A 19,434-nucleotide genomic window follows, 5' to 3' on the forward strand; every position below is an offset into this window, starting at 1 on the left:
AGGCTATTATTTTTTTGCCTGAACTAGCTCCAATAAATTAAGGCTTACGTTAGTTGTAAACATACCATAATTAACGATTGCTTTACCTTTTTCAATGTCTTCAATATTTCCTATTGCCTTTCCATCGTGCATTCGCACACGGTCTCCAACCTTTAATATTGGTTTTGGCTTTTCTACAACCACTTCTTTCTTTTTGACATCTTTCTTCTTTTTACGTATAACTTCGACTTTTTTTTCAGCCTCTTGTTTTATCTGCTTTTCTTTGGCTTTTTCAGCTCGCTTTTGTTTAGCAGACATTTTTTTACGCTTAGCATTTTCGATTTGTACTAGGCGAAATAACTCAGACATCAATTCTCGCTTTCGTTTATTTTCAAGAAATTTTTCTGCGAGATCGTTAACTTTTTGTCCGAGATAAATTAACCGTTGATTACTATCATACAATTCTTGAAAGCTTTCTAACTTCTTTTGAATCTTTTCATTAGTTGCTTCAAGTTTTTCAGCTTCAGAAAGCTTCTTTTTTTCGTTTTCTTTCAGAGAGCGCTCAGTACGTTCTAGCTTACTGCGCTCTTTTTGCAGTTTAGCAATTGTAGCATCAAACCTTACTTTGCCTCGTTCTATCTTCTTTTTTGATTTGTTGATTAAACTGTATGGAATACCATTTTTCTGCGCTACTTCAAAGGTAAAAGAACTTCCTGCTTGTCCTGTAACAAGCTTGTACATAGGTTCTAAACTCTTTTCATTAAAAAGCATATTGGCGTTTTGCATGTGTGGCAATTCATTAGCCAATAATTTTAAGTTAGAGTAGTGAGTTGTAATTATTCCGAAAGCTTCACGTTCGTAAAAAACTTCCAAGAATGTTTCAGCTAAAGCACCACCAAGTTCAGGATCACTACCAGTACCAAATTCATCTATTAAAAAAAGCGTTTTTTTATTGACTTTCTTTAAGAAATAATTCATTTGTTTTAACCTATAGCTGTAAGTGCTGAGATGATTTTCGATGGATTGATTATCTCCAATATCACTCACTACACGATCAAAAAGACAAGCTACACTGCGCTCATGAACAGTAATAAGCATACCGCTTTGCAACATAACTTGTAATAAACCAACCGTTTTTAGCGTAATACTTTTACCACCAGCATTTGGGCCAGAAATAACGATGATTCTATTGTCACTAGATAACGCAACTGTCTGTGGAAAAGTTTTCTCACCTTTTTCATTATTTGTTAAATAGAGTAGTGGGTGATAGGCATCTTTTAAGAACAGTTTGCGTTCACTGCTGATTTCTGGTAATATGGCATTCATGCTTCTAGCGTATTTAGCCTTTGCAGAAATGACATCTATCTTAGTTAAAAATGTTTGATAATCGTTTAATAGTGGAAGAAAGAGCCTAATGTAATCAGTTAATTCCTTCAGAATTTTGATGACTTCTTCTTTTTCTTCGTATTCTAAATTGTTGAGTTCTCTGGTATATTGTAAGGTTGTTTCTGGTTCTATATAGACTATACTTCCAGTTTTACTACCTCCCATTATAGCACCTTTCACCTTTCTTCTGTACATTGCTTTTACTGCAAGCACACGTCTGTTATCTACAACAGACTCCCTAATGTCATCGAGGTAATCTAAGCCATGATATCTTGAAAGTGCTGATGAAAAACTACTATTAATTTTTCCTTTAAGCTTACCGATTTCTTGTCTTAATGTAGAAAGCTGTGGTGATGCATTATCTTTAATATCCCCAAAACGATCTACAACAGCATCAACCTGTTCTATAATAGCCGTAGTAACTTCAATATGAGTACTGTATTGATGTAATTTTGGATAGTATTCTTTAAACTTTTCTAAAAACTTAACAATTGCATTAGACGTTAGTGACATACTAACGAGCTTTTGCAAACTCGTCACTTCTAAATAAGTGTTTTCAATATTTAGAAGTTTAATTTCTTTTGAAATCGGATCAAACCCATGATTAGGAATTCGGTTATCATTATCAAAAGAAGACAGGTACTCATTGACGTACTCTAGCTCACGCAGCAATTGTGTTTCAACCTCAATAGGTCGTATATTTAATACAGCCTCTTTACCTAACGCTGTTATGGTGTGTTCGGAAATTTGTTCTAAAACCGTGAAAAACTCAAGGTCTTTCAGGGTTTTTTCATGAATACGTATCATGAGGTTTTTTTAATTTTAGAATTGCAAATTTAGGTTAAAAGTAGCGATATGCCTAATGCCATGGAAAACTGATAATGTATAAAACAGCGTTAAAAAAGTGTTTTCTAATGATCCAGTCATCTTATAAAAAAATCGCCTAAAACAGTTTAGACGATTTTTAAATATTAATGATAAACGCTTTTATTTTTGTTTATCATCGATAATTAATGGTGTTTGGCCATCGGTTACGATAATTTTAGCATTTGGTGAATTGCTAAGTTTTTCAAAAGCTTGGATTGCTCGCAAGCGAAGCAACAATTCATTTAGTCCAACGCTTAGTTCTTGATTGGCTTTTGCCTTTCCCTTCGCAGCTATTATATTTGCTTGTGCTTCACCGTCAGCTTCAATAAGTTTACGCTCATTTTCTAAACGCTCTCTTTCTAGTACAAATTGCATTTGTTGTGCTTGTTGTTCTGCGGTTAGTTTTTGTTCTATAGCCGTGGATAACGATTGAGGGAGAACGATCCGTTTCATCAATACTTGCTCAATTATAATACCTTTCTCTTCTAACGTTTGATTAATCATACTTTTAACTTCATCCTCTATAGAGGCTCTGTTACCTGTATGCATATCTTTTGCCATAAACCTCGCACTAACATCAGCTAATGCAGAACGAAAAACAGGAGCAATTAATTCTTGTTCGTAATTCATTCCAACATTTTCAAGTAAGTTAGTCACCTCACTCGATTTTACTCGATACAGAATTGACATTTCCGACCCAATGGTTAAGCCTTCTTTAGACGGTATATCCAAATTGATTTTAAGGTTAACAATTCGTGTTGGTATTTTAATGTAGGTTGCCACTAAAGGATTATAAATCCTAGCGGTTTGTGTGATAGGTTTTCCAATGAGTTTTCCTTGTCGACGCTTTACGGCAACTTCATCTTGGCGTACGACAACACACGAACTAAACAAAAACAGGAACAGGAATAAGTAATAGTAGACTTTCATAGTTTTTTTATTTTAAAGATAATTATAATGTCACTTTTTTGTTTTGTGTTTAATTTAATATTAACACACCCTTATGTTTTTTTGTAAGTTTTTAACAAATTTGAATTGAGTTAAAATGCTAAGCAAGGCTTACATTATATTTGTATTTATGGACGTAGCTATAAACGATAATTGGAAAAAACATCTAAATTCTGAGTTCAATAAACCTTATTTTAAAAATTTGGTAGAATTTGTGAAAAATGAATACAAGAATCATATCTGCTACCCAAAGGGTTCAGAGATTTTTAATGCTTTTAATCATTGCTCATTTGATGACACCAAAGTAGTTATTATAGGTCAAGATCCTTACCATGGTATTGGGCAAGCCAATGGTTTATGCTTTTCTGTTAATGATGGTATTACTCATCCACCTTCATTAATTAATATTTTTAAAGAAATAGAAACAGATTTAAGTATTCCGTATCCTAAAAGTGGTAATCTCATGCCTTGGGCAGACCAAGGTGTTTTATTATTAAACGCTACACTTACAGTTAGAGCGCACCAAGCAGGAAGTCACCAAAATAAGGGCTGGGAACAATTTACAGACGCTGTTATTAAACTCATAAGTGAGAAAAAACAAAATGTAGTATTCTTACTTTGGGGCGGTTTTGCTAAAAAGAAAAAGAAATTAATTGATAAGTCTTCTCATTCAATTTTAGAAACAGGACATCCATCTCCATTGAGCGCTAACAGAGGTTATTGGTTTGGCAATAAACATTTTAGTAAAACTAACTACCTGTTGCAGCAAATTGACCAATCGGTAATTGATTGGAAACTAGAGTAGGTGTAGGTTTTTGAACACGTAAAATACGTGGCTTTTTGTTTTCAACTTTCTTAGTAGTCTTATTGCAACTGAATATTAGTAATAAAAAGTTAATAGCAACTAAAAAGGATAGAATCAGAGTAATTGTTAGAATCATATTAGTCTTTTTCTTGTGTTAATAGCTTTGATTTGGTTAAACAAATGTAACTAAAAATTTGAAATACTGAAAGTTATGAACAAAAAGTGTAAGATTTAACTTTAAATCTTTTAACAAAAATTAACGTCATTAGTCGATGTTTACTGGTGGTTCAGCGATTTTTACAATACACTTTTAATTTTTGAATTTTGTTCATTCATAGTTAAATGAAACCATTAAAACTTGTAAACCAACTCTAAATAATCAACTTTTTTTGGAATAATATCTAAATTAAAAAGCTGTTCTTGTACATTGTTAATAGTCTTTTTATCTATTAATTCTTGAGACCATTCGGTTAGAGATAGCCACTCTTGGACATCTTCTATTTCTTGATCGTAACGATTAGCAATTGTTCTATCTATACTTGGTATAGATTTAAAATCTGAAGTCGTAGTATTGATGATGTCTAAAATAGTTTTAAGTTCATCTTCATTATCTTTTATAAACTCATCTCTAACAGCTATAACAAAACATGGCCATGGAGAAGGACATTCACCTATTCGTCTAAAAACACCATCATCAACTAATGGTTTAGTCGTAAATTTTTCCCACATAAAATAGTCTGCATCACCATTAGTTAAACCTTCAACAGCTCCTGTGAGGTTTTTTATAACTTCAAAATTAAGATCAGTCTCTAAATTCCAATTGTTATTTTTTGCATTGATATAAGCCATTAAATGAGAACCAGACCCATAGCGACTAATAGCAGCTCTTGTTCCTTTAATATCATCTGTTGTCTTAAAGTTAGATTTATCAGCAACGTGAATTCCCCAAATCAAAGGTGTCTCTACAAAAGTCTGAACAATACTTGATGGATTGCCAGCAATGATATCCTTAATTATCCCTTCTGTAAGAATGACTGCAATATCAATATCTCCGGTGCGAAGAGCTTTGCACATTGCTCCGGTTCCACCATAATAATCATGCCAACGTAGATTAATATCTTCAGCTTTGTATTCGCCATTTTTAAGAGTGAGGTACCATGCTAAATTAAAGTGTTCTGGAACTCCACCTATGTTTACTTTCTTCATGCTAATGCCCACAAAAGTGGGTATCTGATTAAATTATACTTTTATTTAGCCACTACGATAGATAAGGCCTGTGCCACAATATTTTTAAATATTAACAATTCGCTCTAGTGCGTACACTATTAACTTTTCTACTGTCTTTTTAGGATCTTTACTAAAATCGCCAGTAGCTCTGTTAGCAATAATGGCATTTAATGATAGTGCTTCATGTCCTAACAACTTAGATAATCCATATATAACGGAAGTCTCCATTTCAAAGTTGGTAATCCGGAATTCTTTGTAGTTAAAGTTGTCTAGTTTCTCGTTTAAACCAGCGTCATGCAGTGGCAATCGTAAAACACGTCCTTGTGGTCCATAGAAACCTCCTGCAGTACCTGTCATTCCTTTAAAAACTTTGTCGCTTTCAAAATATTTTTCCAAGTATTTACTGTTGTTAATAATGATGGGTCTTGCTTTGTTTTTATCCCAATTGGTATGCTCTATAAATGCATCTTCGATTTCTGGATTACTAATACCATCAATCTGATAAAAATGAAGCATTCCATTGATATCCAAACCATGCGTACTCATTACAAAAGCATCAACAGGTATATCTGCTTGTAAAGAGCCAGAAGTACCAACTCTAATAATGTTTAGACTAGTGAGTTGGGTTTTTGGTTTACGAGTTTTAAGGTCAATATTTACTAAGGCATCTAGCTCATTGAGTACTATATCAATATTGTCTGGGCCAATTCCGGTAGAGAGCACCGTAATTCTACGATCTTTATAGTAACCTGTTTGGGTTTTAAACTCTCGTTTTTGTGTGCTAAATTCTATACTATCAAAATATTTAGTAATTTTTTCAACACGGTCTTGATCACCAACAAAAATGATGGTGTCCGAGATATTTTCTGGTTTTAAATTTAGATGGTAAACGCTACCGTCTGGATTTAAAATTAATTCTGAGTCTTTAATCGACATGAAGTATGGTCTTAATAAGTTTATTCTGGTCTACGCTAAACTGAAATTCTAAACGTTTTACACCACCGTAGGTCATGTTGTTATTAACTTCAGTGGCAAAATTATGTTGTCTTAGTAAGGCTTCGTGGCCTTTTCGGTTGAGTTTTAAACTGTTTTCATCTTCTTCAAAAAAGATACTTAATTTATCTATTAATCTACGGTGTTGGGTGTCACCAAACCCATAATAGCCTTGATAATTAAGGCTGTAACCTAATAAATGATGCCTAGATTTAATATCGTTATCTCTTACTAATCTTAGTATATTATCTTCAAGTACGCTAAGACCACTTTTTTGATGTGGAAAACGTTTTAAATGTGCTTTTAAACAACTGCTCATGTATTTAAAGCTAGACTCCTTTACGATGTATGGTTTCAAGATATTATGGTCTTTACCACAATATGTTCGCCAGAGTGTAATGGCAAGCTCTATGTCTTCGTTATTTAATTTTATGCGTTTATCGTAATGATCTAATAATTGAGTTTGGGTGAGTTCGCCTAATCCTTTAAGGTTTTTTTCTCCTTCAACACGACCACTACAAATGAGATAAAGAGGTTTCCTTATTTCCTTTTGGTGCAAAAGATTCAAAACACCTAATAAGTTAATATGACAAAACAAATCGTACTCAAACCATAGATGAATTTCATCATATCTACTAGCATTATCTAATTTAGACAACTCTTTTTGAAGTTCATCTTCATCAACTTCAATATCATAGTAGTCTTTTAAGAACTCACTTCTTAGCTCAAAGAACGCTACCGAGTCAATTTTAGGAATTGTTGGACCTTCGCACAACATCTCTTGCCATGTTAAAATTTCATCTTTAAAATCTAGTTCTCTTAGATATTCTGTTAGCACACTACCATTGGTGATATGAAGAATTTCCTTAGACATAAAAATTAACCTCCAACACGTTTTACGTTAAATCCTTTGTCCTTAAGAATGGTCATAATCTTATCTCTATAATCTCCTTGTATGATAATTTTGTCATCCTTAAAACTACCACCAACACTAAGCTTAGTTTTAAGCTCTTTTGCTAGTTTTTTAAAATCTTCCGCGGCGCCAGTATAGCCTTCTAAAATTGTGATGGGTTTTCCTTTGCGTTTTTCGTATTTGCAAATTATAGGATCGTCCTGTAACCAAATGTCACTTTGCACATCAGTTTGTTCTTCTGATGGCTCAGGTTTATGATCTGGAAAAAGATTTTTGAGTTGATCTTGTAAATCCATTATTTTTTAATCAATCCAAGTTCTACTAAACGTTTGTTTAAAAACTCACCAGCAGTGATGTCTTCGTATAATTTTGGATTTTCTTCATCTATACAACTATCTAAAACATCTAATTTCATTTCACTGATTGGATGCATAAAGAAAGGAATAGAATAGCGTGATGTGCCCCAAAGTTCTCTGGGTGGATTGACAACACGGTGAATAGTAGATTTTAATTTATTATTTGAATGCCTAGATAGCATATCACCAACATTGATCATAAGTTCATCTGGTTCTGCTATGGCATCTAACCATTCACCATCATGACGCTGCACTTGCAGGCCACGCCCTTGAGCACCCATTAAAAGTGTAATTAGGTTAATGTCACCATGAGCAGCTGCTCTTACAGCATTCTTAGGTTCTTCAGTAATTGGTGGATAATGAATTGGTCTTAAAATAGAATTTCCATTATGGATGTAATTATCGAAATAAGTTTCTTCCAATCCTAGGTGTAATGCTAAAGCACGAAGTACATATTTAGCTGTCTTCTCTAACATTTGGTAAGTTTCTTTACCAACCTTATTAAATTCAGGAAGTTCTTTCACTTCAACATTTTCAGGATATTCCTTTTTGCGCTCTTCATCATCTTCAACATATTGTCCAAAATGCCAAAACTCTTTAAGATCACCTTCCTTTTTACCTTTAGCACTTTCTTTTCCGAAAGAGACATAGCCTCTTTGGCCTCCAATACCAGGTATCTCATAGCTTTCCTTAACTTCAAGAGGTAAATCAAAAAAGTTTTTAACTTCCTTGTAAAGCCTATCAACTAATTCATCATCTAAGAAATGTCCTTTTAAGGCTACAAAGCCTATATCTTGATATGCTTTACCAATTTCGTCAATAAATTTTTGTTTTCTATTTGGGTCGTCCGAAAGGAAATCCTTTAAATCTACGCTAGGTATTCTATCCATTGGAATTTTATTTAAAATATTGTCAATATACAAAAGTAATTAAATAGTCGTAAAATGTGAATATCTAGTGAAGACATTTATATTGTTGACTCCCTATTATTAAAGCATTTTATTTACATTTGAACCTCTAGAATTATAATATATGCCAACAATAACAAAAAGCAATATAGACTACGATAAGCGCAATCTAAGTGATAAAGTATTACTAAAACTATATTACAACATGTTGAGACCTCGACTTATAGAGGAAAAAATGCTCATATTGCTAAGACAAGGAAAAATATCTAAATGGTTTTCTGGTATCGGACAAGAGGCAATTTCGGTCGGTGTAACTATGGCTCTAAAGCCAAACGAGTATATATTACCAATGCACAGAAATCTTGGCGTTTTTACCACCAGAGAGATTCCACTTCATCGTTTATTTTGTCAATGGCAAGGTAAGGCCAGTGGTTTTACAAAAGGAAGAGATCGCTCATTTCATTTTGGTACGCAAGAGTACAATATTGTTGGTATGATTTCTCATTTAGGACCTCAACTTGGTGTAGCAGATGGTATTGCTTTGGCTAATCTATTGAAAAACAATGGGCAAGTAACTGCTGTTTTTACAGGTGAAGGTGGAACTAGTGAAGGTGACTTTCATGAGGCATTAAATGTCGCTTCGGTATGGCAATTACCAGTAATTTTCTGTATTGAGAATAATGGCTACGGTTTATCAACACCAACAAATGAGCAATATTTCTGTAAACACCTTGCAGATAGAGGCAAAGGATATGGTATAGAGTCTTTTATATTAGATGGCAACAATATTATTGAGACCTATTCTAAAGTTAAAAAGTTAGCAGAGAGCATAAGAAAACGACCAAGGCCAATATTAATTGAGTTTAAAACCTTTAGACGTAGAGGTCATGAAGAAGCCAGTGGTACAAAATATGTTCCGAAGGAATTAATGGAAGAGTGGGAAGCAAAAGATCCTATTGAAAACTTTAGAAGCTATTTGTTCAGTAAAAAGATCCTTTCTGCTGAAATTGATGATAAATATGTAACTGTAATTAAGTCTGAAATTGACGCTTCTCTTGAATCTGCATATGCAGAAGCTGAAATAACACCCAATGAAAGTGTTGAATTAGATGATGTGTATCAATCATTTAATTATGAGGAATTTAAACCAAATAATGAATTAAAAGAACAACGTCTAATAGATGCTATTTCTGAAGGTTTAAAACAATCTATGGAAAAGCACTCTGACTTGGTGATTATGGGACAAGACATAGCTGAGTATGGAGGTGTTTTTAAAATTACTGAAGGTTTTGTAGAACAGTTTGGTAAAGACAGAGTTAGAAATACACCTATTTGTGAATCTGCAATTGTTGAGGCAGGCATGGGGCTTTCTATTGCTGGTATGAAGGCTGTAGTAGAAATGCAATTCTCAGATTTTGTAACATCTGGTTTTAATCCCATTGTAAACTATTTAGCAAAGTCGCATTATCGTTGGAAACAAAATGCAGATGTTGTTATTAGGATGCCTTGTGGAGCAGGTGTTGCTGCAGGTCCTTTTCACTCACAAACCAATGAAGCTTGGTTTACTAAAACACCAGGTCTTAAAGTAGTTTATCCTGCGTTTCCTTATGACGCTAAAGGTTTGTTAACTACAGCTATTAATGATCCAAATCCTGTGCTGTTCTTTGAGCACAAAGCATTGTATAGAAGTATAAGACAAGATGTACCAACAAATTATTACACGTTGCCTTTTGGTAAAGCAGCATTGTTAAAAGAAGGTAACGATGTTTCAATTATAACTTATGGCGCAGGTGTTCATTGGGCTTTAGAAACTTTAGAAAATAATACTGATATATCTGCAGATTTAATTGATTTAAGAACACTCCAACCATTAGATGAAGACGCTATTATCAGTTCTGTAAAAAAGACTGGAAAAGCAATTATTCTTCAGGAAGATAGTATGTTTGGTGGTATTGCTAGCGATATTTCTGCAATGTTAATGGAAGATTGTTTTGAATATTTAGACGCTCCAGTAAAGCGTGTTGCAAGTATGGAAACACCAATACCTTTTGCACCACAATTAGAGCAACAATATTTGGCCAAAGGAAAGTTTGAAGAGGTTTTGAGAGAGTTACTAAACTACTAAATTAAAAAAACCAACACTAGTACAGTGTTGGTTTTTTAGTTTAATGTACTTAGGTTAAAAGTCCACTTCATAATTTAATGTTTTCTAAGTCATCATCTAAACTGTGAGATGTATTGACAATTTTTGATAAGGCTTTCATAATTGATTTGATTTAATGATTGATGAATTACGTTATTATCTATAACGTCTTTTACTGTTCCAAGTGTAACTTCTTGTTTCTGTAGTTGTACTTGTTAATTGATTGTTGTTTAAAGTTCTCATGATTTATTGTTTTTTAATTGATTACATCTAATAGACGACCAAAAAAATAAAATGTTACACTGTTATGTACTAGTCTGTTACAGTTTAACAGTTTTTAACTTTATACGTATCTTTAGTTTTATGAAAGTTAAAGTTCTTGTGATCCTTTGTTGTCTTTTATACATAGGTTGTAATAAAGTTGTGGAACAAGATTGCGCTTCAAAATCTTTTGTAGTGACTGCTACTGCATACAATTCGCTTGCTTATCAAACAAACTCTAATCCAAATATTACTGCCTTTGGTGATAGTCTAAAACCTGGATTAAGATATATTGCTGTGTCTAGAGATTTACTCGATTCTGGTTTAGTACACAATACACGCGTAAAGATTGAAGGTTTTGATAGTCTCTTTACTGTAAAGGACAAAATGAATAGACGTTGGCGAAAACGTATAGATATTTACATGGGCAACGATGTACTCAAAGCTAAAAAATGGGGCAAAAAAAAGGTAAACATTGAGTATTGCATCAAAGACAATGACACTTTGCTCTAATTCCTTTTCACCATAACCTCAGAAACAATAAAGGGATATGCTTTCTTTACAGTTATTAATTCTTCATCTGTAATTTGACTTGGTGTTTTATTAAACTTCGCCTCAATATATCGAGCTCTTAAGTCGTAGTAAGCTTTTGTAATTTCATCTTGTATAGAAATAAACAATTCATATTTGGTTAAAGCATCATGGCTCAATGAAATAACTGCTTCTCTGGGATGATCAGATCCTGTTGATAGTTTTTCGCCATCACAATAATCACATTCAGATGCTCCATTATTATCTACAAATCCTTTTACAATGGCTTTAACTTCTTCAAGTTTTACCACATTATCTTCTATATAGATTTCTTGATTATGATTCAATACAATTCTTAAAAGATTACGTTCATTAATGTCTTTTAAGCACTTTTCAATATTTGGACAATCACTAGGCAATTGTCTTAATAAGCCTTTATCAGCTGAAATGGTCGTTGTTACTAAAAAGAAAATAAGTAACAGAAAGGCAATGTCTGCCATAGATCCTGCGTTGACCGTCGCAGAATGTCTTCGAAATGATTTCATAATGTGAATATTTAAAATGTTAATATTTTCTTAAGCACAAGAACAGTACCAATCTTGTTAAAGGTTATTAACAATGCATAACAAAAACACTTACAATATGTTATTTTTGCAAAATTAACCTTAGAGTAAAAAAAACTTTATGTCTACAGGCACCATTAAAGATACTACATCAGAAAAGCGACTTTACGATTATCAAATCAAAGATTTGTATCGCATTTTTGATGTTATGGCAGAAGAAGCAGACAACTTTAATTTGCTCTACCAATTGCCAACAGGTGGTGGTAAAACAGTAATCTTTTCTGAAATTGTTAGACGCTACATAGAAAAACACAATAAAAAGGTAGTAATCCTAACGCATAGAATAGAGTTGTGTAAGCAAACATCGAATGTGCTTTCTGGTTTTAACGTTAAGAACAAGGTTATTAATAGTAAGGTAAAAACATTGCCAGACCAAGACGAGTATCAGTGTTTTGTGGCCATGGTTGAAACATTAAATAACCGTTTGTCTGATAATGACTTTCAATTAAAAAATGTTGGATTGGTTATTATTGATGAGGCTCATTATAACTCGTTTAGAAAGCTGTTTAAATTCTTTGAACACTGTTTTATTCTTGGTGTTACCGCAACACCTCTTAGTAGTAATATAAAGCTACCAATGAAGGATAATTACGATAGGCTAATTGTAGGTGATGATATTGCTACTTTAATCAGTAATGGATTTTTGGCAAGCGCAGACGTATATCATTATGATGTAGGCTTAACATCTTTAAAGATTGGTATTAATGGCGACTACACGGTTAAATCCTCTGAGGCTTTATACACCAATTCTTTAATGCAGACTAAACTGCTTTCTGCATATGAAGAGTTAGCAAAAGGAAAAAAAACCTTGATTTTTAATAACGGAATTTACACGTCTAAGGAAGTTTACTATACCTTTAAAAAAGCTGGTTATAATGTTCGGCATTTAGACAATACTGCTAGTAAGCAAGAACGAAAAGATATTCTTAAGTGGTTTAAACACACACCAGACGCAGTTTTAACCTCTGTAAGTATATTAACAACTGGTTTTGATGAGCCTTCTGTAGAGTCAATAATTCTAAACAGAGCTACACGATCGTTAACGCTATATTTTCAGATGATTGGTCGTGGCAGTCGTATCTATAAAGACCGTAAAACGTTTCAGGTTATAGACTTAGGTAATAACGTATCGCGCTTTGGTCCTTGGAGTCAACCCGTAGATTGGCAACATATTTTTAAATATCCAGATTTATATCTCGAAAACATCATAGACGATGAAGCTTTAGAACGCGATTTTGTCTATGTTATGCCAGATACATTGAAAGAGAAATTTAAAAACTCAGATAATCTTGAGTTTAATGTTAAGGCTCAGTACAAAGATGTTATTGGTTCTGGTAAAAAATCGTTTACAGTTATAGAACGCTCTATAGAACAACATTCTAAAATCTGTATTGAGAATAGTGAGGATGTATATGATGCAAGAGACTTGGTAAAATTACTACAAGATGAAATTGCATATCGTATAAAACAATACTGCTATTGTATTATGAACAGCACAGACAACTATAAAGATTGGTTGTTTGAAGAATATAACCGTAAATTACGCATTAGCTTCAACGGTAAGTTTTAACGTTTTTTTTTAAGGAAATACATTTTTATACGTTTATTTTGAAGTAGGTATGGTTTTTGTACCACAAGTTTAGGATTATTTATTTCGTCTAAATTTTAGTGAAAACTTTAAAGCACATATTAGTCTTATTTTGTCTTCTATTTGGTACATCGATTTATGCGCAAGTACCAGATAAAGAAAACAAAACCATTCGCATTCCTGCAGAACCTTCTGAAACCAAAAAAGATTCGCTTCCTACTAAAATAAAGGTAGCACCTAAGCTCGATAATAAAGAAGAGAAGGCAGGAGGAAAAGAGGATGAAAAGAAGAAATTTATTATAAAAAAATCAGACAAGCCTTTTTCAATGACAGATGAAGATGGCCTTAAGAGTCCTGCTGAAATCTTTGAGAAGCGTTGGAGCAAAGACTTGGAGAAAGGTGGAGTTATAAAGACTATGTCAGATCAGTTTTTAGGCGAGCATAATGTAGACACAAAATTTGTAAATATCATTTGTAGAGATCATCAATATCCAGATGGTGACCGTGTAAGAATTTATGTTAATGATATCGTTGTTCAGCAAAACTTGTTGCTAAGAAGTAGTTATAGACGTGTTGAGATAGATTTAGCTCAAGGCAAAAATACTGTTGAGATTGAAGCACTGAATCAAGGTGATTCTGGTCCTAACACTGCAGAGTTTATTGTTTATGACGACCAAGGCAAATTAATTTCATCCAAAGAGTGGAATTTGCTAACAGGAGTAAAGGCTATCATTGTATTTAACAATGAAAAAGCAGTAATCAAAGAAAAAACTGAAGAAGAAAAAGCTGCCGAAAAAGAAGAAACAGCCTCTAATAACTAATCGTTTTAATTTCTCCTGGTTTCATTGTTTCTAATTTATAATTTCCAATTCTAACTCTTACCAAACGTAGCGTAGGGAAACCAATTTTTGCTGTCATTTTACGTACTTGTCTAAACTTACCTTCCGTTAAAACTATTTTTAACCAAGATGTTGGTCCATGCTTTTCATCTCTTACAAAGCGATTCAAAATATGAGATGTATCTTCTAGTAGTTCCGCATGGCAAGGTTTAGTTACATAAGACTGTCCGTTTACAGAAATTTCTATACCATTTTTTATAGTATCTATTTGTGCTTGAGTAATCGTTCCATCAACCATGACATGATATTCCTTTTCAATTTTAGAACTGGTAATATAATTACTGAATTTCCCGTCTGTAGTGAGAAGTAATAAACCTTCAGATTTTTCATCTAATCGGCCAACGGCCATGGTATTTTTAGGAAGATCGAATAACTCAGACAATAACTTTTTATTTCTTCGCTTGTTTTGATTGTTTACAAACTGACTTAAGTAACCATAAGGTTTGTATATTTTATAATAACTGTCTTCCATTACCACCAGGTTATAAAACATTTTGAGAGTTGATTATTTTCATTCTTAAGCCAACAAAGTGGAGACTGTTTTTTATCAATGTAAACCCGCAAAAGAGGCAGAGCATCATCAAAATTTAGCCATTCAACATTTGCTTTAGGTTCTACTAGCCAATCTAATTTACTCGGAATATAAAAATGATTGTTTTTTAATACGTCAATGTTATTAAAGTGTACAAAAAAACCTGTAACACATTCTTCATTTAACGCACAAAAATCTATTTTCTTTTTATCAAGCGGCACAAACAACTGTGCTTTAAAATTTACAAACTGTTCAAAATTTTGACTATCAAAACCTAATGTTTTCAATAGTTTTTTGGTTTCTGGTTTATAAAGTAGAGGAAGTTGTTTGTTAATTAGTTTTTTAAGTTTCAGCATTAAGCTATCGGTTCGGTTTGGTCCAATCCAGTAATCTAAAGGATTTGAATATTCCTGTGTGTCATCATACAAATAGAATTTATATGCAATCTCTAAGTGTATTGGTTTTTCGTTTTTAAGTAGTAATACATCAAGCTCTCCAATAGTTTGCTTATTGTTTTTAATCTGAAAATTTTCAGCAATAAATTCTATTCCTTCAATTTGTTGTAATTGAAATGCCGTAAAGATCTCAATCCACTTTCCTAATCGTAATTTTTTCTGATGCCTTTCAGTATTGTACATACTTCGGCTCGATGATATTTTGAATTGCATTAGAGATTCTACAGCATCAAAATCCCAAAGTAATGGAGTATTCTGAAAACCTTTAAACCTATCTGTAAAATCGAATCCTTTTTGCAATTAAATAATTTCTTTTCCTATTAAACGATACAAAAATATCGAAAACCTAACTTATATCATGTTTTTTCTTTTGTATGAGAAGTACCTTTAAGGGTATAATTTTCAAGGAGTTTTAATATTCAAAATCTTATGACATATGAAAGTATTCGATAACAAACACATTAAAAATGTGGCATTTGTTGGTGCGCATCGCTCTGGCAAAACCACATTATCTGAGACCATGCTTTTTGAGGCAGGTTTAATAAATAGAAGAGGTACAGTAGAGCAACAAAATACAGTTTCCGATTATCATGAATTTGAGCACCGCAGAGGTGCTTCTGTTTTTGCAACACCTTTGCATACAGAATGGCGTAACTACAAGATTAATATTATAGACACACCTGGTTTAGACGATTTTATTGGCGAAATTATGTCGTCAATTAGAGTTGCAGATACCATTGTTACTGTTATTAATGCGAAGCATGGTGCTGACATTGGTACAGAAATTATATGGAATTATGTAGATAAATACCATAAGCCTACGCTCTTTGTTATTAATAAAATTGACAGTGAAAAAGCCAATTTTGAACAGAGTTTTAAAAGTTTAAAAGAGCTAGTTGGTAACAACGCTGTTTTAGTTCAATATCCAATTAAAATAGATGGCGCACAATGCATCATAGATGTTCTGAAAATGAAATGCTACAAGTTTGGGCCAGAAGGTGGCAAGCCAGAAAAACTGCCAATTCCTGAAGATCAACTCGATTACGCCAATAAACTTCATAATGAGCTCGTAGAGAAAGCAGCCGAAAATGATGAAGAATTAATGGAGTTATATTTTGAAAAAGGAACACTTAATGAAGAAGAACTTCGTAAAGGCATTAAGTTAGGCATGCTTAATCATGACTTTTTTCCTGTATTCTGTGTTTCTGCATTAAAAGATATGGGTACCGGAAGACTTATGGGCTTTATAGATAATGTAGCACCAGCTGCCGCAGATTTAAAACCAGAGCAAACCTTAGAAGGCGACTTAGTAAAACCTGAAATTGGTGCAGACACATCATTGTTTGTCTTTAAAACGATTTATCAACCAAATTTTGGACAGATTACCTTTTTTAAAGTGAAATCTGGTGAGGTTAATGTAAACGATAAGTTGTTTAACACTAGAACAGGTGAAAGCGAAACACTCAATCAGTTGTACATTATGGATGGTAAAGAAAAACATTCGGTACAAAAACTAACCACTGGTGATATTGGTGCAACGACAAAATTAAAATACACGGAAACCAATGACACTTTAGCATTAAAAGCAGAAGCAGGAACCATTAAACCGATTAAATTTCCACAACCACGATTAGTAAAAGCCGTTTTTGCTGAAAATCCAAGTGAAGAAGAGAAATTGAGTGAGGCGCTTAAACGAATTCATAGTCAGGATTTAACAGTAGATTTAAGCTATAACAACGAAACGCATCAGACATTAGTAGGTACACAAGGTGAGCTTCATCTAGCAACGTTAACTTGGATTTTAGAACATATCTACGATGTAAAAGCAAGATTTGAATCACCAAAAATTTCATATCGCGAAACCATTCAAAGAAGTGCTACAGCCAATTACAGACACAAAAAGCAGAGTGGTGGTTCTGGACAGTTTGGACAAGTTCATTTAAAAATTGAGCCGTATTACGAAGGAATGCCAGAACCTGAAGGTTTTTCAATAAGAGGTAGAGAAGAAGTAGACTTGCCTTGGGATGGTAAACTGGTATTTTACAATTGCATTGTTGGTGGAGTTATAGATCAACGTTATTTGCCTTCAATAATGAAAGGTATTCTAGAAGTTATGGAATCTGGACCGTTGACTAAATCTTACATTAGAGATATAAGAGTTATGGTGTATGACGGAAAAATGCACGCAGTAGATTCTAATGATATATCGTTTAAAATTGCTGGTGCTCATGCCTTTAAAGAAGCCTTTTTAAATGCTAATCCCAAGCTTTTAGAACCAATAGATCAGATGACATTGAGAGTACCAGAGCAAATGGTGGGTAATGTAATGACAGAGCTACAGAGCAGAAGAGCAATGATTCAAGGTATAGAGACGGAGTTTAATTATCAAATTCTAAAATGTACTATTCCTTCTGCCGAATTAACAGACTTCTCTACACAATTACGTTCATTAACACAAGGTAGAGCAACCTATTCAACAAAGTTTGAAGGTTATGCATCAGTACCAAATCACATACAAAAAGAATTAGTAAAACAACAAGAATTAATAACCACATAATACTATTGAGATATGCACAGTAAAGTAATGTATTTAAGCGATTTAAAGTTTAATATAGAAACATGGAAACGAGAGTTGAGATTTCATTTTAATGAGATGGATACCTTTCAAGAAAAATTAGAAGAAGCAGTAGCTAGAATTGAAGACCCAATAGCTTTGAAAAAGTTAGAAGTTTTTCAAAATAGAATAATGATAGAGAAAGATGCTATTTCTAAGCTTTTGCATAGATGCCGAAACAAAATGGCAAATATTAACAATGTAGATTTTAATGAAAATATAGATGGCAGACTTCAGAATGAGCAACACACACTAAGAGAAGATATGCGAACTTACATTAAACTACATTATGATCTTAAGGAAGAAATGATGGACTACTTTTTAGAAGTCCTTTAGTTATATTCATAGCTTAATAATTGAAAAGCCACGAATTCTAATCGTGGCTTTTTTATTATTTCCTATAGTCTATAATAACTTTGGCTAGATCCTTTAGTACAAGGACAATTACTAGCACTTTGTAATAAGTTTAGACCAATGGTTATGACGTGTGTACCTGAGTTAAAACCAGATAAATCATTGAATGTGAGCTGGTAAGAATATGCAAAATAAAGTTTATTATGAAGTATACCAGCCATAGGACCAAGATTTAATGGATCTAAAAACTGGTCATTTAAAAAACGGTAAGATGCACCAATCCAATAATAATCACCATTTCTGTTAAACTTTCTATACTTAAAATTTAAATCGGTAGCAGAACGATTATCACTATCAAAAAACTGAAAGAACACAGAGGGTTCAAACTCAACGTTTTTATTGTGCTTAGGTGTAAAAACATACCCAGAATACACTTGGTAATTTAATAGTAAGCGTGGCTCTATTCCTCCTGTAAATTCATCAATATCCTTAGAAACTAAATTGTTAGCATTAAAACTTAAATAAAAGTTATTCCAGCGATAAAGTAATCCAGCATCAAAATTATTGTTATTTATGGCTCTATCTCCATTGATAGCAGGATCTAAAATCGGAATTTCATAAGTGGTATTAAAGTTTTCAATATCAATTCTAAAATTATTGATGTTATAAGATAGACCAAGAGATAAGTATTGCTTAGACTTCCAATCTAAAATTAAGTGATGAGCAAAAGATAACTTAAGCCCTTTTTGACGCGTATTACCATTTTTATCATTATAAGCCGAAACTCCAATTCCTGAACGATTAGAAATTCTAAAATCAGCATAAATAGATTGATTATCTGGAGCATCTTTAATACCAACCCATTGTGTCAATCCATTAGCTCTAATTTTTAAATTGTCACCAATACCAGCATACGTTGGTGAAATCACAAAATCGTTATCTGCCAAGTATTGCGTCCAAACTGGTAAGTTAAGCTCTTGGCTAAAGCCTTGAGCTACCGTTAGGAATAGTATGTATATTAAAATTCTTTTCATCTTAGTAGGTTTAGTTCA

At 33.0% G+C, this 19,434-nt stretch carries 18 protein-coding genes; 7 read left to right on the forward strand and 11 right to left on the reverse strand.

Going from position 1 to position 19,434, the window contains the following annotated elements; all coding sequences use genetic code 11:
* Positions 1 to 6 precede the first annotated feature (6 nt).
* Positions 7 to 2,172 (reverse strand): endonuclease MutS2, encoded by a 2,166-nt coding sequence (locus tag FC091_RS08990; protein WP_138433942.1) that lies wholly within the window; start codon positions 2,170 to 2,172, stop codon positions 7 to 9.
* Positions 2,173 to 2,352: 180 nt separating this feature from the next.
* On the reverse strand, positions 2,353 to 3,162 hold the full coding sequence (locus tag FC091_RS08995) for a prohibitin family protein (RefSeq protein WP_138433943.1): 810 nt from the start codon (positions 3,160 to 3,162) through the stop codon (positions 2,353 to 2,355).
* A gap of 148 nt (positions 3,163 to 3,310) precedes the next feature.
* Between FC091_RS08995 and FC091_RS09000 the strand changes: the two genes are divergently transcribed.
* On the forward strand, positions 3,311 to 3,985 hold the full coding sequence (locus FC091_RS09000) for a uracil-DNA glycosylase (protein WP_138433944.1): 675 nt from the start codon (positions 3,311 to 3,313) through the stop codon (positions 3,983 to 3,985).
* Positions 3,986 to 4,336: 351 nt separating this feature from the next.
* Here FC091_RS09000 and FC091_RS09005 read toward each other — a convergent pair whose 3' ends face one another.
* From FC091_RS09005 to FC091_RS09025, 5 genes are all read right to left on the reverse strand, one after another.
* Positions 4,337 to 5,191, reverse strand: coding sequence for a substrate-binding domain-containing protein (locus tag FC091_RS09005; RefSeq protein WP_138433945.1), 855 nt, complete (start codon positions 5,189 to 5,191; stop codon positions 4,337 to 4,339).
* An 84-nt stretch (positions 5,192 to 5,275) separates the two neighbouring features.
* Complete coding sequence (locus tag FC091_RS09010) at positions 5,276 to 6,148, reverse strand: nucleoside phosphorylase (protein ID WP_138433946.1); 873 nt, start codon at positions 6,146 to 6,148, stop codon at positions 5,276 to 5,278.
* Entirely contained in the window at positions 6,138 to 7,079 is a 942-nt protein-coding gene (locus FC091_RS09015; protein WP_138433947.1) for a DUF1835 domain-containing protein, read from the reverse strand. Before FC091_RS09015 ends, FC091_RS09010 begins: the two co-directional genes overlap by 11 nt.
* 5 nt (positions 7,080 to 7,084) lie before the next feature.
* Complete coding sequence (locus FC091_RS09020) at positions 7,085 to 7,414, reverse strand: translation initiation factor (protein WP_138433948.1); 330 nt, start codon at positions 7,412 to 7,414, stop codon at positions 7,085 to 7,087.
* Entirely contained in the window at positions 7,414 to 8,364 is a 951-nt protein-coding gene (locus FC091_RS09025) for an isopenicillin N synthase family dioxygenase (RefSeq protein ID WP_138433949.1), read from the reverse strand. The genes FC091_RS09020 and FC091_RS09025 overlap by 1 nt, the downstream gene beginning before the upstream one ends.
* 142 nt (positions 8,365 to 8,506) lie before the next feature.
* On the opposite strand from FC091_RS09025, the gene FC091_RS09030 reads away from it, so the two are divergent.
* Positions 8,507 to 10,507 carry an alpha-ketoacid dehydrogenase subunit alpha/beta gene (locus FC091_RS09030; RefSeq protein WP_138433950.1) on the forward strand — a complete coding sequence of 667 codons (2,001 nt, stop codon included), beginning with the start codon at positions 8,507 to 8,509 and terminating at the stop codon, positions 10,505 to 10,507.
* A 381-nt stretch (positions 10,508 to 10,888) separates the two neighbouring features.
* On the forward strand, positions 10,889 to 11,299 hold the full coding sequence (locus FC091_RS09035; protein ID WP_138433951.1) for a 3D domain-containing protein: 411 nt from the start codon (positions 10,889 to 10,891) through the stop codon (positions 11,297 to 11,299).
* Here FC091_RS09035 and FC091_RS09040 read toward each other — a convergent pair.
* Positions 11,296 to 11,862: an ExbD/TolR family protein gene (locus tag FC091_RS09040; RefSeq protein WP_138433952.1), complete on the reverse strand. Its 567-nt coding sequence runs from the start codon at positions 11,860 to 11,862 to the stop codon at positions 11,296 to 11,298. The genes FC091_RS09035 and FC091_RS09040 overlap by 4 nt on opposite strands.
* 139 nt (positions 11,863 to 12,001) lie before the next feature.
* Here FC091_RS09040 and FC091_RS09045 point away from each other — a divergent pair, with 139 nt between their 5' ends.
* A complete protein-coding gene (locus FC091_RS09045) occupies positions 12,002 to 13,510 on the forward strand; it encodes a DEAD/DEAH box helicase (protein WP_138433953.1) in 1,509 nt (502 codons plus the stop codon).
* Between the two features lie 98 nt (positions 13,511 to 13,608).
* Positions 13,609 to 14,349 (forward strand): hypothetical protein, encoded by a 741-nt coding sequence (locus FC091_RS09050; protein WP_138433954.1) that lies wholly within the window; start codon positions 13,609 to 13,611, stop codon positions 14,347 to 14,349.
* Here FC091_RS09050 and FC091_RS09055 read toward each other — a convergent pair.
* Both FC091_RS09055 and FC091_RS09060 read right to left on the reverse strand, forming a co-directional pair.
* On the reverse strand, positions 14,339 to 14,920 hold the full coding sequence (locus FC091_RS09055; protein ID WP_246035846.1) for a pseudouridine synthase: 582 nt from the start codon (positions 14,918 to 14,920) through the stop codon (positions 14,339 to 14,341). The genes FC091_RS09050 and FC091_RS09055 overlap by 11 nt on opposite strands.
* Positions 14,899 to 15,714, reverse strand: coding sequence for a DUF1853 family protein (locus FC091_RS09060; RefSeq protein WP_138433955.1), 816 nt, complete (start codon positions 15,712 to 15,714; stop codon positions 14,899 to 14,901). Before FC091_RS09060 ends, FC091_RS09055 begins: the two co-directional genes overlap by 22 nt.
* A 136-nt stretch (positions 15,715 to 15,850) precedes the next feature.
* On the opposite strand from FC091_RS09060, the gene FC091_RS09065 reads away from it, so the two are divergent.
* Positions 15,851 to 17,971 (forward strand): elongation factor G, encoded by a 2,121-nt coding sequence (locus tag FC091_RS09065; RefSeq protein ID WP_138433956.1) that lies wholly within the window; start codon positions 15,851 to 15,853, stop codon positions 17,969 to 17,971.
* 12 nt (positions 17,972 to 17,983) lie between these two features.
* Positions 17,984 to 18,364: a hypothetical protein gene (locus FC091_RS09070; RefSeq protein ID WP_138433957.1), complete on the forward strand. Its 381-nt coding sequence runs from the start codon at positions 17,984 to 17,986 to the stop codon at positions 18,362 to 18,364.
* 62 nt (positions 18,365 to 18,426) lie between these two features.
* Here FC091_RS09070 and FC091_RS09075 read toward each other — a convergent pair whose 3' ends face one another.
* Positions 18,427 to 19,416, reverse strand: a complete 990-nt coding sequence (locus FC091_RS09075) for a PorP/SprF family type IX secretion system membrane protein (protein WP_138433958.1) — start codon at positions 19,414 to 19,416, stop codon at positions 18,427 to 18,429.
* Positions 19,417 to 19,434: the final 18 nt, after the last annotated feature.

The sequence above is a fragment of the Winogradskyella algicola genome (assembly GCF_005869935.1).
Lineage (GTDB): Bacteria > Bacteroidota > Bacteroidia > Flavobacteriales > Flavobacteriaceae > Winogradskyella > Winogradskyella algicola.

Excerpts from the sequence above, each read along its gene's own strand:
- FC091_RS08990 (WP_138433942.1), bottom strand. The coding sequence starts at position 2,172 with ATGATACGTATTCATGAAAAAACCCTGAAAGACCTTGAGTTTTTCACG.
- FC091_RS08995 (WP_138433943.1), bottom strand. The coding sequence starts at position 3,162 with ATGAAAGTCTACTATTACTTATTCCTGTTCCTGTTTTTGTTTAGTTCG.
- FC091_RS09000 (WP_138433944.1), top strand. The coding sequence starts at position 3,311 with ATGGACGTAGCTATAAACGATAATTGGAAAAAACATCTAAATTCTGAG.
- FC091_RS09005 (WP_138433945.1), bottom strand. The coding sequence starts at position 5,191 with ATGAAGAAAGTAAACATAGGTGGAGTTCCAGAACACTTTAATTTAGCA.
- FC091_RS09010 (WP_138433946.1), bottom strand. The coding sequence starts at position 6,148 with ATGTCGATTAAAGACTCAGAATTAATTTTAAATCCAGACGGTAGCGTT.
- FC091_RS09015 (WP_138433947.1), bottom strand. The coding sequence starts at position 7,079 with ATGTCTAAGGAAATTCTTCATATCACCAATGGTAGTGTGCTAACAGAA.
- FC091_RS09020 (WP_138433948.1), bottom strand. The coding sequence starts at position 7,414 with ATGGATTTACAAGATCAACTCAAAAATCTTTTTCCAGATCATAAACCT.
- FC091_RS09025 (WP_138433949.1), bottom strand. The coding sequence starts at position 8,364 with ATGGATAGAATACCTAGCGTAGATTTAAAGGATTTCCTTTCGGACGAC.
- FC091_RS09030 (WP_138433950.1), top strand. The coding sequence starts at position 8,507 with ATGCCAACAATAACAAAAAGCAATATAGACTACGATAAGCGCAATCTA.
- FC091_RS09035 (WP_138433951.1), top strand. The coding sequence starts at position 10,889 with ATGAAAGTTAAAGTTCTTGTGATCCTTTGTTGTCTTTTATACATAGGT.
- FC091_RS09040 (WP_138433952.1), bottom strand. The coding sequence starts at position 11,862 with ATGAAATCATTTCGAAGACATTCTGCGACGGTCAACGCAGGATCTATG.
- FC091_RS09045 (WP_138433953.1), top strand. The coding sequence starts at position 12,002 with ATGTCTACAGGCACCATTAAAGATACTACATCAGAAAAGCGACTTTAC.
- FC091_RS09055 (WP_246035846.1), bottom strand. The coding sequence starts at position 14,920 with ATGTTTTATAACCTGGTGGTAATGGAAGACAGTTATTATAAAATATAC.
- FC091_RS09065 (WP_138433956.1), top strand. The coding sequence starts at position 15,851 with ATGAAAGTATTCGATAACAAACACATTAAAAATGTGGCATTTGTTGGT.
- FC091_RS09070 (WP_138433957.1), top strand. The coding sequence starts at position 17,984 with ATGCACAGTAAAGTAATGTATTTAAGCGATTTAAAGTTTAATATAGAA.
- FC091_RS09075 (WP_138433958.1), bottom strand. The coding sequence starts at position 19,416 with ATGAAAAGAATTTTAATATACATACTATTCCTAACGGTAGCTCAAGGC.